This is a genomic window from Hahella sp. NBU794, assembly GCF_050749805.1.
Lineage (GTDB): Bacteria > Pseudomonadota > Gammaproteobacteria > Pseudomonadales > Oleiphilaceae > Hahella.
In genome coordinates, this window is sequence record NZ_CP192738.1 from 3,697,162 (window position 1) to 3,711,310 (window position 14,149).

General features: G+C 58.0%; 12 protein-coding genes. 10 read left to right on the forward strand and 2 right to left on the reverse strand.

Going from position 1 to position 14,149, the window contains the following annotated elements:
• Positions 1–132: 132 nt before the first annotated feature.
• Together ACQYWX_RS16340 and ACQYWX_RS16345 are read right to left on the reverse strand one after the other, a co-directional pair.
• The gene (locus ACQYWX_RS16340) at positions 133–2,133 is read right to left on the reverse strand and encodes a catalase (RefSeq protein WP_431685563.1); all 2,001 of its coding nucleotides are present in this window, start codon (positions 2,131–2,133) and stop codon (positions 133–135) included.
• A 342-nt stretch (positions 2,134–2,475) separates the two neighbouring features.
• Positions 2,476–3,081 (reverse strand): hypothetical protein, encoded by a 606-nt coding sequence (locus ACQYWX_RS16345; RefSeq protein WP_216738112.1) that lies wholly within the window; start codon positions 3,079–3,081, stop codon positions 2,476–2,478.
• A gap of 315 nt (positions 3,082–3,396) precedes the next feature.
• Between ACQYWX_RS16345 and phnR the strand changes: the two genes are divergently transcribed.
• The 10 genes from phnR to ACQYWX_RS16395 all read left to right on the forward strand — a co-directional run bounded on the left by phnR (position 3,397) and on the right by ACQYWX_RS16395 (position 14,080).
• Positions 3,397–4,113 (forward strand): phosphonate utilization transcriptional regulator PhnR, encoded by a 717-nt coding sequence (gene phnR, locus ACQYWX_RS16350; protein WP_216738113.1) that lies wholly within the window; start codon positions 3,397–3,399, stop codon positions 4,111–4,113.
• Positions 4,114–4,287: 174 nt separating this feature from the next.
• Positions 4,288–5,316, forward strand: coding sequence for a putative 2-aminoethylphosphonate ABC transporter substrate-binding protein (locus ACQYWX_RS16355; RefSeq protein WP_216738114.1), 1,029 nt, complete (start codon positions 4,288–4,290; stop codon positions 5,314–5,316).
• Between the two features lie 458 nt (positions 5,317–5,774).
• Positions 5,775–6,857 carry a putative 2-aminoethylphosphonate ABC transporter ATP-binding protein gene (locus ACQYWX_RS16360; RefSeq protein ID WP_431685564.1) on the forward strand — a complete coding sequence of 361 codons (1,083 nt, stop codon included), beginning with the start codon at positions 5,775–5,777 and terminating at the stop codon, positions 6,855–6,857.
• On the forward strand, positions 6,854–8,575 hold the full coding sequence (locus ACQYWX_RS16365) for a putative 2-aminoethylphosphonate ABC transporter permease subunit (RefSeq protein ID WP_431685565.1): 1,722 nt from the start codon (positions 6,854–6,856) through the stop codon (positions 8,573–8,575). Before ACQYWX_RS16360 ends, ACQYWX_RS16365 begins: the two co-directional genes overlap by 4 nt.
• Positions 8,576–8,628: 53 nt before the next feature.
• Positions 8,629–9,738, forward strand: a complete 1,110-nt coding sequence (locus tag ACQYWX_RS16370) for a 2-aminoethylphosphonate aminotransferase (protein WP_431685566.1) — start codon at positions 8,629–8,631, stop codon at positions 9,736–9,738.
• Entirely contained in the window at positions 9,735–10,619 is an 885-nt protein-coding gene (gene phnX, locus ACQYWX_RS16375) for a phosphonoacetaldehyde hydrolase (protein ID WP_431685567.1), read from the forward strand. Before ACQYWX_RS16370 ends, phnX begins: the two co-directional genes overlap by 4 nt.
• A complete protein-coding gene (locus ACQYWX_RS16380; RefSeq protein ID WP_431685568.1) occupies positions 10,616–11,539 on the forward strand; it encodes an EamA family transporter in 924 nt (307 codons plus the stop codon). The genes phnX and ACQYWX_RS16380 overlap by 4 nt, the downstream gene beginning before the upstream one ends.
• A 25-nt stretch (positions 11,540–11,564) precedes the next feature.
• Positions 11,565–12,803 carry an NAD(P)/FAD-dependent oxidoreductase gene (locus ACQYWX_RS16385; RefSeq protein WP_431685569.1) on the forward strand — a complete coding sequence of 413 codons (1,239 nt, stop codon included), beginning with the start codon at positions 11,565–11,567 and terminating at the stop codon, positions 12,801–12,803.
• Positions 12,804–12,842: 39 nt separating this feature from the next.
• The gene (locus ACQYWX_RS16390; RefSeq protein ID WP_431685570.1) at positions 12,843–13,517 is read left to right on the forward strand and encodes an HAD family hydrolase; all 675 of its coding nucleotides are present in this window, start codon (positions 12,843–12,845) and stop codon (positions 13,515–13,517) included.
• On the forward strand, positions 13,514–14,080 hold the full coding sequence (locus ACQYWX_RS16395; RefSeq protein WP_431685571.1) for a phosphonate degradation HD-domain oxygenase: 567 nt from the start codon (positions 13,514–13,516) through the stop codon (positions 14,078–14,080). The genes ACQYWX_RS16390 and ACQYWX_RS16395 overlap by 4 nt, the downstream gene beginning before the upstream one ends.
• Positions 14,081–14,149: the final 69 nt, after the last annotated feature.

Genomic DNA, 14,149 nt, shown 5'->3' on the forward strand with positions numbered 1-14,149 from the left:
TAATCGCTTGTTTTGTAACAAAGTACTTTCCCCGTTCTACGCATTACTTGGGGACAAGCGGCCGTCATCATCACGTATTAAAAAAGCCTGGCCCATTGCTGCGACCAGGCTAAACGCCTTCTCCCCGTATGTTTATCCGTCGTTCCTGTCCCAATAACGCAAGGCTCTGGCGCTGGTGAGGAAGTTTTCTATATCCGCTTTTTTTGACAGGCAGAACATGGCCTGGTCGCATTCGCGGCCGTTTAGCAATTGTTCCACGGTCTCTTGCAGATTGCTGGAGTACGCTATGTATTTGCTGTGCCGGTACGCATCTTCGATGAAATGTCTGGCTGCTGGCGTCGTGGTGAACAGGCCCCGTTGTTCGTCGCTGACAATCACTACGACGACGTCGTATAAAGCTGAGGGGCCACCTTCGTAGGTTTCGTCGCCGTTGATGACTTCACCATCGCTTAATGTCGTTCCCTGAATGGCGGGAGTGATCAAATCGTAATCCGCGCCCTCTTTTTTAAGCAGACGCTTTAAGTTTTTCAGCAGCTTGTTATCGGCGCCGTTGGACAGAAACACGCCGAACGTGCGCCCAGCCAGCGTCGGCTGTGAGCTTTTATTGATGCTCAACGCATCTGAAACAGGTAAGTCCATCATGGGTTTCCTGGCCGCCGGGGCCGGTTTAGGCATAGTACTGATCCCTAATTTGCTGGCGACGTTTTTCGCCAGTCCCCGGTCAATATTAAGCAAGTGTGAGACCACTCTTTCCCGAATGTCGCTACGCTCCACCTTGCTTAATTCAAACACCAGGGCGTCAGCGATATGGGCCTGCTCTACGTCGGTTTGACTGCGGTAAAACTGGTTGGCCTGGCTGTAATGGTCACTGAAAGTTTCGCTGCGCTGTCGGACTTTCTCCCCCGTCATCGGTTCCGGATAGCTGACGTAGCCCGTCTCGCTGTCCTCGCGCGGCCCGCCCTGCTCGCCTCCCCAGCTATTCGGCTCATAGTTGGCGCGCCCCGCGCGGTTGTGCATGGCCATATGTCCATCCTGCATGAAGTTGTGCACCGGACACTTGGGCGCATTAATAGGGATATGGGTGAAGTTGGGACCGCCCAGGCGTTTAAGTTGGGTGTCCAGATAAGAAAAATTGCGCCCCTGCAGTAGCGGATCGTTGCTTTGATCAATGCCGGGGATCAAATTCTGGGTGCAGAAGGCGACCTGTTCAGTTTCCGCAAAGAAGTTGTCGACCACCTTATTGAGCACCATTCTGCCGACAATTTTCACCGGAACCTGTTCTTCAGGAATCAGTTTGGTGGCGTCCAGCACGTCAAACTCAAACTGTTCGGCGAACGCCTCATCAAACAGCTGAACGCCCAGTTCCCAGGTCGGATAGTCGCCTGACTGAATCGCATTCCACATGTCGCGACGATGGTAATCCGGGTCGGCTCCGTTGATGCGCAGCGCTTCGTCCCAGGTTACAGACTGCATGCCCTGCGCCGGTTTCCAGTGAAACTTAACAAAGGTGGATTTGCCTGCGGCGTTGATAAAACGGAAGGTGTGCACGCCAAAGCCTTCCATAAAGCGCAGGGATCGGGGAATGGTGCGGTCGGACATGATCCACATCACCATGTGCATACTTTCCGGGGTCAGCGAAATAAAGTCCCAGAAATTGTCATGCGCTGTTTGCGCCTGCGGAAAGCCCCGGTCCGGCTCCGCTTTCGCCGCGTGAATGAGGTCGGGGAATTTCATCGCATCCTGAATGAAAAATACGGGAATATTGTTCCCCACCAAATCCCAGTTGCCTTCCTGGGTATAAAACTTCACGGCGAAGCCGCGCACATCGCGGGCCAGATCGGCGGAGCCTTTGTTGCCCGCCACCGTGGAGAAACGCGCGAACACCGGCGTCTTGAGCCCTTTGCGTTTGAACAGGCTCGCGCAGGTCACACCTTCAAGCGTGTCCAGCGTTTCAAAGTAACCGTGAGCGCCGAAACCCCGCGCATGCACGACACGTTCGGGGATGCGTTCATGATCGAAATGAAACAGCTTTTCTCGCAGTTGCCGATCTTCCAGCAAGCCCGGTCCACGCGCGCCGGCGCGCAGAGAGTTCTGATTGTCGGCAATGGGCGTCCCTTGGGGTGACCTGAGCACAGGCGCGCTCCGGGACTCCTGATGTATTTCTCCGCCCTTCCCTACATTTTCTTTGTAACTTTTACTTGCTTTAACGGATGTGGATTTTTTTATCGCCATGATCATTTTCCTGAAGTCTGTCCCTAAGTACTGGAGTTGTAAGAAGTACGGGGGGTTGCAAGAACTTGGCGGTAACCTGTTGGAATGGTTAAACAAAACCGCCCTTAACTCACCATGAACAGGGCAAGAACCGCACCAGGTCAGAAAATGCCTGGGCGGCGCAGGGAAATTGGCGCGGGAAGCTTGATAAAAATGCGCCGCTAACACAGCGGCGCAAAAAGTGAGGTTCAATTCAACGCGGGATCAGACCGGCAGCCCGGCGCTGGCCACCCAGCCTGGGATGGTGGTGTGGTCAATGAGTCGTTTCACTTCGCGGTTCTTGGTGGCGAAGGCGAACACGTCGATGGTGTCGCGGCTGACGCAGGCCAGCACCGCGCCAGTCTGGTAACTCATCAGTTCGTCCTGCGTCAACTTGCCCAGGCTGTCCCATTTATAAAGCAGCTTACCGCCTCGGGCCTTGAAGTATTCGGTGGGGTCCGCCAGCCTGCCGCCGCCCCGGTAGGCGTGCACCGCGTGCAGGTATCCCAGCGGTCCCCGAAACAGATAGAACACACAGCCGGAGAAGCTGTCGGAATAGATATAGCCGGGAGCCTCCAGGTCGGCGAAGGTCGCCTGGCGGTCGCGATATTTGATGTTCACCGCATCCGCCCCTTCCGGTCCCGGCACAGACTTCAGAAGCACCTCATTGTCGCCAAACTCCACTTTCGCGTGGGTGAAGTTGTCCATCATGCCGTCCCGTTGCGGGGCCTGAATGATTTGCTTGGACACCAGTTTTTCGTTGGCTGCGTTGTACCAGACCAGCCCGCCGTTGCGGATCACCTGGCCCACTCGTTCTGCATTAACAGTCATGCGTTATTTCCTTGAAAATTAAAACGTTCCACTTGGAGTTACCGCGTCTTGGGAACGACGCTGAGACTTCCGACAGGCGTCAGCGCCGCTAGTTCCCTTACCGCCTTCTGATCGTTCTTTTCCGGTTGCGACGATAGCCCGTGGTTTCTGCTAAGCTTCGCAAACAAAGTCAAAAAGCGACGGAAACGCTGAATTCGGAAAGGAGCGACGTCGACTCACCGGTTAGCGCCGTTGACCTTCGGCGGACCGTCATAGAATCGTCATATAGCTTCAATAGCCTTGTCGTATTTTTGGAATAGACCAGAAGAATCTTTGATGGAAAAGCAGATCGACAACCATTACCGCTACCTGCAACAGCACTTCAGCTATCTGATCCGCCAGCAAGCGCTCCTGCCTGGAGAGAAGCTGCCCTCTGAACGGGATATCGGGGAACGCTTCAATCTCACTCGCATGACCGTACGCCAGGGATTGCAGACGCTGGAGGCCGAGGGATTGATCTATCGCCAGAATCGCCGCGGCTGGTTCGTCTCGCCGCCGGCGGTGGTGTACAACCCGGCGCGGCGGCAGAGTTTTATTGAGTACGTGTCCAGTCAGGGCTTTGAACCCAGCACCGACCTGATCGGCGTCACCGTCAATCCTGCGGACGCGCGCATGGCGGAGCTGATGAAAGTCGACAAAGGCGCGCGCCTGTTGTTCTTGCAACGCCGTCGCTCCATTGATGGACGTCCCGTGTTGATCGAGCACATCTATATCAACACGGCGCTGCTGCCCGGAATAGAAAAAGAAGACATGTCACAGTCTCTGACCCATCTGCTACGCAGCAAGTATGGGCAGGCCTATCACAGCATGAACCTGACGTTTAAATCCACCGCGCTGCAGGAAGACGCCGCCCGCGAACTGGGTGCGGCGGCGGGTCTGCCTGGCCTCCATATCGAGCGCACCAACTACGACGCCTCCGGCCGGGTATTGGAGCTGGACTACGAGTACTGGCGCCATGACGCTGTGACGATCCAAATTGACGTAATCGACTAAAAATTCTGAAAAGCCAGCCGCCTCGCTATGGTGGCCAATCCCTGCTCTGGCGCACCCATACGCCGGTTAATCACAAAGTTCTTCAAAACGTCACCTTTCTGCAACATTCAGTCGCTACCGTTGCCTCTGGTATAGACCAGAAGCAACCTCCAACCCTCACCAAGGAGACTGAAAATGACGTTGAAGTATCTGTTGAAGCGTGTGAGCGTCCTGGCCGGCGCAGCTCTGTGTTCCCTGGCGGCCCAGGCGGCGACCACTGAATTGACCGTATATACCGCAATCGAAGCGGAAGATTTAAAGAAATACGCGGCGCGCTTCAATGAAGAGCATCCGGACATCAAAATCAACTGGGTGAGGGATTCCACCGGCATCATCACCGCCAAACTGCTGGCGGAGAAAGAAAACCCGCAGGCGGACGTAGTCTGGGGCCTGGCCGCCACCAGCCTGATGCTGCTCAACGACGAAGGCATGCTGCAATCCTACAAGCCCAAAGGCTATGACGCCCTTTCTCCGAAATTCCGCGATAACAATGCGGCGCCGGTATGGACCGGCATGGACGCCTGGATGGCGGCAGTGTGTTTCAACACCGTGGAAGCGGAGAAACTCAATCTGCCCAAGCCCACTTCCTGGAAAGACCTGACCAAGCCGGAATATCAGGGCCATATCATCATGCCTAACCCCAATTCCTCCGGCACCGGCTTCCTGGACGTGAGCAGCTGGCTGCAGATGTTCGGCGAGGAAAGAGGCTGGCAGTATATGAGCGACCTGCACCAGAACATCAGCCGCTATACCCACTCCGGCTCCAAGCCTTGCAAAATGGCCGCCGCCGGCGAAACGCCCATCGGCATCTCCTTCGCCTTCCGCGCCGCAAAGTCCAAGAAAGACGGCGCGCCCCTGGACATCATCTTCCCACAGGAAGGCTTGGGCTGGGACATGGAAGCCACCGCCATCGTGAAAGGCTCCAAAAAAATGGACGCCGCCCAAACCCTGGTGGACTGGACCGTCTCCCGCAAAGCCAATGAGACCTACAACGAAGGCTACGCCGTCGTCGCCATGCCCGGCGTCGCCAAGCCAGTGCAGTACTTCCCGGAAAACGCCGAAGCCCTGATGATCGACAATAACTTCACCTGGGCCGCCGCCAACCGCGAACGCATCCTGGCCGAATGGCAAAAACGCTTCGACGGCAAGAGCGAAGCCAAGTAGTCAGGGCTAACAGCTAACAGGACACCCACTTTAAGCACCAATACCGTTCGTCCTGAGCCTGTCGAAGGACGGCCGACAAACCCGGCCTAAAGTGGGTGTCCGATTAATGACTTTGATGATGACCGGAAGTTAGCAGGACACCCATAAGAGCGCTTCGACAAGCTCAGCGCGAACGGGTGGGTTTGGGATTGAGTTTTAGGGATAAAAGGCTGCTTGAAGCAGTGTTTTTGGTCGGACACCACCGTTCGTCCTGAGCCTGTCGAAGGACGGCCGACAATCCCGGCCTAAAGTGGGTGTCCGTTTAATGATTTTGATGATGACTGCAGTTAGCAGGACACCCATAAGAGCGCTTCGACAGGCTCAGCGCGAACGGGTGGGTTTGGGATTAAAAGTGGGTGTCCATTTAGTTTCAGCGGACACCGGTTAAATTTTGATAGACAGAACAAGAGTAATTAAAGATGTCCAAGTCCCCCGCACCTTATCTGCAGTTGACCGATATCGATCAGTACTTCGGCGATTTCCAGGCGTTGAAATCTGTTTCGCTGTCCGTGAATGAAGGCGAATTCGTCTGTTTTCTGGGGCCTTCTGGCTGCGGTAAGACCAGTTTGCTGCGCATTATCGCTGGACTGGATGTCCTCAGTGCGGGACAAGTGACGCAGGGCGGACGGGACATCACTCACGCGCCGGTGAAAGCGCGTGATTTTGGCATTGTATTTCAATCCTATGCCCTGTTTCCCAATCTATCTGTGGCGGATAACGTCGGCTACGGCCTGAAGTCCCAAGGCGTGAAAGCGGATGAGCGTCGCCAGCGGGTGCGGGAGCTGCTGAGCGTAGTGGGCCTGGACGGCAGTGAAGAGAAATATCCTTCGCAACTGTCTGGCGGACAGCAGCAACGGGTCGCCCTCGCGCGGGCGTTGGCCACTTCTCCGGGTTTGCTGCTGCTTGATGAGCCCCTGTCTGCGCTGGACGCCCGCGTGCGAGCGCATTTGCGTCAGGAGATCAAACAGCTGCAGGCGCGGCTCGGCGTGACCACCATTATGGTCACCCATGATCAGGAGGAAGCGTTGACTATGGCGGACCGCATTGTGGTGATGAACCATGGCCGCATTGAGCAGGTCGGCTCCCCTCAGGATATCTATACTCATCCCCGCACGCCTTTTGTGGCGGAGTTTGTGGGAGAAATGAACTTTTTGCCGGGCCGCGTCGGCCCCAATCACTCACTACAGGCGGGCCCAGTGACATTGCAGTGCGCCCGCGCCGTGGATATGTCGGAGTCCTCCTCGGTCAAAATCGCTGTGCGTCCCGAGGATATCCGTCTGCGTCTGAACAGCGACCGCCACAACGTACTCAGCGGCAGCGTGCTGGACATCCAGTTTCTCGGTTCCCGCGTCCGTTCGCGCCTCGCCCTGGACAGCCAGAACGCCGTATTGGTGGCGGATATTTCCATGAATGAGATGGCGGAGTTGGGATTGCGCCAGGGGCAGTCCGTGGAGTTTCAATTGCCTCGTGATCGCCTGCGCCTGTTCGCGGAGGCGTCATGAGTAGAGCGACCATGAGCCTGCCAGCCCGCCCCCGCGTCATCCTGCCGTCCATCACACTACGTCGCAGCCGCGACGAATGGGCGCTTGGCGGCGCGATGCTGATTGGTCTGCTGGCATTGCTGGCGGCGGTAGCCGCCCCCTTGTACGCCCTGCTGTCGAAAAGTCTGCAAAACCGGGCGGGAGATTTTATCGGCCTGGAAAACTTCATCGCCTACGCAAACACCCCCTCGCTGGTGGCGTCTATCGGCAACTCGCTGACGATCGCCTTATTGAGCACTGTCATCGTAATCACTTTGGCGTTCGTGGCCGCCTATTCGCTGACCCGCACCCGACTGCCCGGCAAAGGCGCGTTCCGTATGGCGCTGGCGGCGCCGATTCTGGCCCCTTCGTTATTGCCCGCCATTAGTCTGGTGTATCTGTTCGGCAATCAGGGCGTCATCAAAACATGGCTACTCGGAGAAAGCATCTATGGTCCGATCGGCATTGTCATCGGCTCCTGTTTCTGGACCTTTCCCCACGCCCTGATGATTCTGGTAACGGCGCTGTCCAATACCGACGGACGCCTGTATGAATCCGCCTCCGCACTGGGCGCGTCGCCCATTCGCACGTTTTTTACTGTTACCCTGCCCGGCGCAAAATACGGTCTGATCAGCGCCGCCTTCGTGGTGTTCACCCTGGTCATCACGGATTTCGGGGTGCCCAAGGTCATTGGCGGCCAATACAACATGCTCGCCACGGATATTTATAAGCAGGTGATCGGTCAGCAGAACTTTCAGATGGGCGCGGTGGTGAGCGTGATTTTATTGCTGCCCGCGATTCTTACTTTCCTGGCGGACCGCTGGGCGCAGCGACGCCAATCCGCAGCGCTGACCTCCAAAGCCGCGCCCTGGACGCCGCCTCGCCGTCCTTGGGCGGATAAGGGCTGCACGCTTTTTATGCTGCTGCTGACGGCGACGATCCTAGGGGTCATCGCTATGGCGATCTACGCCTCACTGGTGACATTCTGGCCCTATAACCTGAGTCTGTCGTTGAAGAACTATCAGTTCGACCTGATGGACGGCGGCGGTTGGGAGGCCTACTGGAACTCCATACGAATGGCGACCTATACCGCATTTTTCGGCGCTATTTTCATCTTTTTCAATGCCTATCTGGTGGAGAAGTTGCAAGGCTTCCGCCCCTTGCGCGCCCTGTTTCACTTTATCGCCATCCTGCCGCTGGCGGTGCCTGGCATGGCGCTGGGGCTGGCGTACATCTTTTTCTTCAACGCGCCGTCCAATCCTTTGAATGGTCTGTACGCCACCATGGCGATCCTGGTGATCTGCACCATCGCGCACTTTTACACCGTCTGTCATCTCACCGCGGTGACCGCCCTGAAACAAATCGATCCGGAGTTCGAGGCCGTGTCCGCCTCGTTGAAGGCGCCGCAATTATTGACGTTCTGGCGCGTGTCTTTGCCGGTATGCCTGCCGGCGGTATTGGAGATAGGCGGTTATTTGTTCGTCAACGCCATGACCACCGTGTCCGCCGTCATCTTTCTGTATTCCCACAACACCATGCTGGCGTCCGTGTCCGTTCTGAACATGGACGACGCCGGGGACATTGCTCCTGCGGCGGCGATGGCGGTCATGATCATGCTGACCTGTCTGGTCGCCAAGCTTCTGCAATGGCTGCTGGGCGGCCTGTTACTGCGACGCACCCAGAAATGGCGCTGCGCCTGAAGACTCCAATGGCGTCCCCAGGATTTTCTCTTTCGTTTTTTGAGGGCTCATTAATGAACCAACCCAATTATTACCTGCTCACCCCCGGGCCGATCACCACCTCACGCACGGTAAAAGAAGCCATGCTGACGGACTGGGGCTCCTGGGATCAGGACTTCAATCAGGTCACCCAGACGGTGCGGGATAAGTTGCTGGCCGTCGCCAATTCCCAGGACACCCATGTTTGCGTACCTTTGCAGGGCAGCGGCACTTTCGCCGTGGAAGCGACTTTGGGCGCCCTGCTTGGTCCGCAGGACAAGCTGCTGGTGCTGATGAACGGCGCCTATGGGCAGCGCATCGCCAAAATCTGCGACTACCTCAAGCGCCCCTACGTCTGCATCGACACCGGCGACTACCTGCCTCCCGACCCGAACGCCGTGGCGGAATTGCTGCGTCAGGACGCCAGCATCACCACCGTGGCGGTGGTGCACTGCGAGACCAGCTCCGGGATTTTGAATCCCATTGAGGCCATCGCGGAAGTGGTCAACGCCGCCGGCCGCAGGTTGATCATCGACTCCATGAGCGCCTTTGGCGCCCTGCCCGCTGACGCCAAGCGACTGGGCTACGCTGCGCTGATTTCCTCCGCCAACAAGTGTTTCGAAGGAGTTCCCGGCTTTGGCTTCGCGCTGATTCGCCAGGACCTGCTGGAGCAGGCCAAAGGCAACGCTCACTCGCTGAGCATGGACCTGTATGACCAGTGGGCTTATATGGAGAAGACCGGCCAATGGCGTTACACCCCGCCGACCCATACGGTGGCGGCGTTCGCTCAGGCGTTGCGGGAATATGAGGCGGAAGGCGACGCCCCCGGACGTCTGGCCCGCTATACCCGTAACCGCGATCAACTCGTCGCCGGCATGCGCCAACTGGGCTTCCAGACCCTGCTGGAGGAACGCTGGCTGTCGCCCATCATCGTCACCTTTTTATCGCCTGACGATCCCAACTTTGATTTCAAACGCTTCTATCAGGAACTGAAGCAGCGGGGCTTCGTGATCTATCCGGGCAAACTGACCCAGACCGAAAGCTTCCGCATCGGCTGCATCGGCAAAATCGACACGCCGGAAGTGGCGCGTCTGCTGGAAGCCGTCAAAGACACCCTTATCGCTATGGAGATCTCACTGTCATGAGTTACGCCTATCAACGTTTTTACCGCGGCCCCATTGAAGCCGTCATTTTCGACTGGGCCGGCACCACCTACGATTTCGGCTCGATGGCGCCGATTCGCGCCTTTCAGAATCTGTTCGCCGAGCAAGAGATTCCCATCACTCTGGCGGAAGCCCGTGAGCCGATGGGGACGGAGAAGCGTGAGCACATCACGCGAATCCTGACCATGCCGCGAGTGCGCGAAGCCTGGAGAGAAAAATACGGCGCGCTGGCGAGCGAGGCGGACATTGATCGCCTGTATCACGCCTTCGTGCCCATGCAGATCGAGGCCATTCGCGAATGCGCCCGCCCTATCCCCGGCCTGATGGAAACCGTCGCCTGGCTGGAGCGACGCAATATCAAAATCGGCGCGAATACCGGCTATAACCGCGACATGCTGGACGTTCTGGCGGACATCGCCGCAGCCCAGGGCTATCGTCCCGCCAGCAATGTGTGCGCAACGGGCGTCCCCAGAGGACGCCCTTATCCTCACATGAGCCTGAAGAACGCGTTGGAGCTGGGCGTCGGCGACGTGCGCGCCTGCATCAAAGTCGACGACACCCTGCCCGGCATCGAAGAAGGCCTGGCCGCAGGCATGTGGACCGTCGGCGTCACCACCTCCGGCAATGAAGTCGGCTTAAGCCAGGAAGACTGGATCGCCTTGGACAGCGCCAGCAAAACCGTCCTGCGGGAACAGGCGCAAGAGCGTTTTCGTCGCGGCGGCGCCCACGTCATTATCGGCAGCGTGGCGGATCTGCCCGCCGCAGTAGAGTATATCGAACGCTGGCTGGCGCAAGGCCACGGCCCGGACACGACCGGTCTGGCGGGCGTCACCTTAACCGCAGCGGGAGTTTCCCTAAGGTGACATGGACGGCTTTGGTTTTGGTGCTGATTTCCGCTGTCGCCCATGCGGGCTGGAACTTCTACGGCAAGAAGTCCAGCCCCACCATCGCCTTCTTCTTTCTGGTGACCCTGTTCGGTTTTCTGCTGTTCGCGCCGATTCTGTTCGCGCATACACAGCTGATCGCCGCCTTTGACGCCCGGATTCTGCTGCTGTTGCTGGCGACTGGCTTGTTTCAGGCCGTGTATTTGAGCGCCCTGGCGGCGGCTTATCAGGCAGGGGATATGTCCATTGCGTACCCCATTGCGCGCTCGTCGCCGCTGATTATCGTCTGCCTGACCGCCTTCTCTCTCGGTCAACGCGACAGCATCAGCGCGCAGGCGATAGTCGGCGTGGCGTTGATTGTAGGTGGGTGTCTGTTTATCCCCATGACCCGCTTCAGCGACCTGCGCTGGTCCAATTACGGCAACCGCACCACCGCCTTCGCCCTGCTGGCGGCGTTGGCCACCGCCGGATACTCCATTGTCGACGACGCCGCCACCAGTCAGATGCGAGGACTGCTCGATCCCATCAGCGGACGGCCCTGGGCGGACCCGCTTCAGGTATCTCTGGTCTACGTCACCTTGCAGTGCTTAAGCGCTGCGCTGTGGATGTCCTTGTTAATCGCTGTGGTCAGCAAAGAACGAGAACGCCTCAAGCCGTTACTGCGTCACTCTTTGATGCGTTGCGCGGGTACCGGCGCCTTTATGACGGGGGCCTATGCGTTGGTGATTCTGGCTATGGCGTTCGCCAGCAACGTCAGCTACGTGGTGGCGTTTCGTCAGGTCAGCATTCCCTTGGGCGTGCTAATGGCGGTAGTGGGGTTCAAGGAAAAACTCTATCCCCCCAAAGTCGCGGGGGTCTTCACCACCGTATGCGGGCTGGTCGCCGTGGCGCTTGGGTAGGGTCTGTTAACGTGATCGATGAAAAATGATGAGTACCACAAACCGACATTTTGACGTCATTGTCATCGGCGCCGGCATCCTCGGATGCGCCAGCGCCGACTATTTAAGCGCGCAAGGACAGAAAGTCCTGTTGCTGGATCGACGCGCGCCCGCCAGCGCCACTACCAGCCAGGCCGCCGCCTTGTTGGGACGCGCACGCGGCGACGCCACCGGGCTGGATATGGTCGACGAAACCTGGCGTGCGATTGAACGTCTGCAAACCAACCTGAAGGAAGACCTGGACGTGCGCGCGTGCGGCAGTCTGCACGCAGGCGTCAGCGCCGCCGCCAGCGCCAAAATTCACGCCCTGGCGGACGAGACGACCAAGCGTCACCGCGCCGCCCGCTATTTGGACACCCATGATTTGCAGGCGCGCCTCCCCTGGTTACAGGCGCCCAGGGACGCCGTAGCGGTATTCGTCGCCGAAGACGGCTATATCGACCCCTATCAACTGGCCAGCGCGTATCTGCGCCATGCTCGTCGCTGCGGTGCCAGGTTACAGCTCAATGCCGAGGTCGCGGAAATTCTGACGGGCAGTCAAGGCGTCTGCGGCGTAAGGTGCGCGGATGGCGTCAGCTATTATTCTCGACAGATTGTGGTGACGGGCGGTCCCTGGAGCGCACTGCTATTGCGCCCTTTAGGACTGGCGCCCGCCATGGCGCCGGTGCGCAGTCAATATTGGATCTCAGCCCCAGACGCACACATCCAGGCGGATACGCCAGTTCTGGTTCTACCAGACGCCAACGCCTATGCGCGCCCGGAAGTTGGCGGACTCTTATTCGGACTGCGTGACCGCCAGCGTGTGAATTGTTCGCCGGAGCAACTGCCGGAGGACATCCATCGCTTTAGTTTTGATCAGGACAGCGATGGTCTCGCCTCATTGGAAGACGGCTATGAAAGCCTCCAGCGCTGGCTGCCCATGCTGGACGAGTTAAGGGTCGCCGCCTATGTCAGCGGCGTATCCAGCTACACCCCGGACGGACGTTTCCTGATCGGCGCCTTGGAAATCCCTGGATTGTGGCTGGCGTCCGGATGCTGCGGCGGCGGTGTTGGCGCATCCGGCGGCTATGGACGTCTGATCGCCGAACTCGTCAGCGGCGTCAGGCCCTTTACCAACGCCAGCCTGTATGACCCGAATCGTTTTGACGCCCACGACGTCAATCCATTTGATCCCGCCTTTCGACTGCGTTGCGCTTTAGCCCGTGAAGGCAAAGTATCAGGCTAATATTTGTTCTTTTTATGACTTACGATTTTAGGTTTTTCTATGCCCTTAGCGCTTTTTGATCTTGATAACACCCTGCTCGCCGGCGACAGCGCGCAAGCCTTTTCCGAATTTCTCGCCGCCCGGGACGACATCGTCACGCCGCCCAACTTCCTGGAGCGCAATCAGGCTTTTATGGATGACTACGAAGCCGGGGCCCTGGATTTCAACGCCTACATGTCCTACACCCTCGCGCCCCTGGTGGGGCTGCCGCCAACGCAGCTGCAAACGCTGATCCACGCTTATCTGGACACCCACATTAACGCCATGATCCCCTCACGCGCCCGCACTCTTCTGGAAGAGCACCGCCGCGCCGGCGACCCTATCGCCATCGTTTCCGCCACCGGCGCGCATCTGGTGGAGCCAATCGCCGCGCGCCTTGGCGTGGAGCATGTGCTGGCGGTGGACATTGAGACTCGGGACGGTGTCATTACCGGAGCCCTTATTGGGACACCCACTTTTAGAGAAGGCAAAGTCACCCGGGTGCAGGCATGGGCGGCGCAGCAGGGTTGGGAGTATCACAGCGCCGCGTTTTACAGCGATTCCCATAACGACCTGCCGCTGCTGGAGGCTGTCCGCCGCCCGGTGGCGGTTGATCCCGACCCGGTGCTACGACGCATCGCCGCTGAGCGGAGCTGGGAAATCCTGTCGCTAAGAGATGACAAGGCGCATTCATGATAAGCCATCAATTTCTGACTGAACTGGAACGCCTGTTCAGGCTCTACGGAAACAGAAGCTACGGCGAACACTGCACCCAATACGAACACATGGCGCAATGCGGCTGGTGGGCGCAGCGTCAAGGCGGCTCAAACGCGCTAATAGGAGCCGCCTTTCTACACGACATCGGACACCTGCTGGCGGAAGATCGCGACCTGCCCGGCCGGGATCAGTGGGGCTATGTCCATCACGATAGTCTCGCTGAGTCCTGGCTGCGGGAACACGGGCTGCCGAACAGCCTGATCAGGCCTATCGGTATGCATGTGCAGGCGAAACGTTATCTGGTGGCGACTCGGCCTGAGTACGCCAAAGGACTATCCATCGCCAGCCAGACCACCCTGGCGCAACAGGGCGGACCGTTCACCGAAGAACAATGCCGCAAGTTTGAGGCTGACCCCGCCTTTCATGACGCCATTCGCCTGCGGGAACTGGATGAGTTAGGCAAGGCGGAAGAATTTGAATTGCCGCCGCTGAAAGAATGGGTGTCCTGGTTAGAGCGGCATTTTATCCACCAGACTCAATGAGTCATATCAAACAGCTTAAATTATTTGTATTCAATATATTAAAGGCATAACCTCAACCAATTTATAACT

Bases quoted from the DNA above. Each gene is read 5' to 3' on its own strand.
- ACQYWX_RS16345 (WP_216738112.1), bottom strand. From the start codon at position 3,081: ATGACTGTTAATGCAGAACGAGTGGGCCAGGTGATCCGCAACGGCGGG.
- phnR (WP_216738113.1), top strand. From the start codon at position 3,397: ATGGAAAAGCAGATCGACAACCATTACCGCTACCTGCAACAGCACTTC.
- ACQYWX_RS16355 (WP_216738114.1), top strand. From the start codon at position 4,288: ATGACGTTGAAGTATCTGTTGAAGCGTGTGAGCGTCCTGGCCGGCGCA.
- ACQYWX_RS16360 (WP_431685564.1), top strand. From the start codon at position 5,775: ATGTCCAAGTCCCCCGCACCTTATCTGCAGTTGACCGATATCGATCAG.
- ACQYWX_RS16365 (WP_431685565.1), top strand. From the start codon at position 6,854: ATGAGTAGAGCGACCATGAGCCTGCCAGCCCGCCCCCGCGTCATCCTG.
- ACQYWX_RS16370 (WP_431685566.1), top strand. From the start codon at position 8,629: ATGAACCAACCCAATTATTACCTGCTCACCCCCGGGCCGATCACCACC.
- phnX (WP_431685567.1), top strand. From the start codon at position 9,735: ATGAGTTACGCCTATCAACGTTTTTACCGCGGCCCCATTGAAGCCGTC.
- ACQYWX_RS16385 (WP_431685569.1), top strand. From the start codon at position 11,565: ATGATGAGTACCACAAACCGACATTTTGACGTCATTGTCATCGGCGCC.
- ACQYWX_RS16390 (WP_431685570.1), top strand. From the start codon at position 12,843: ATGCCCTTAGCGCTTTTTGATCTTGATAACACCCTGCTCGCCGGCGAC.
- ACQYWX_RS16395 (WP_431685571.1), top strand. From the start codon at position 13,514: ATGATAAGCCATCAATTTCTGACTGAACTGGAACGCCTGTTCAGGCTC.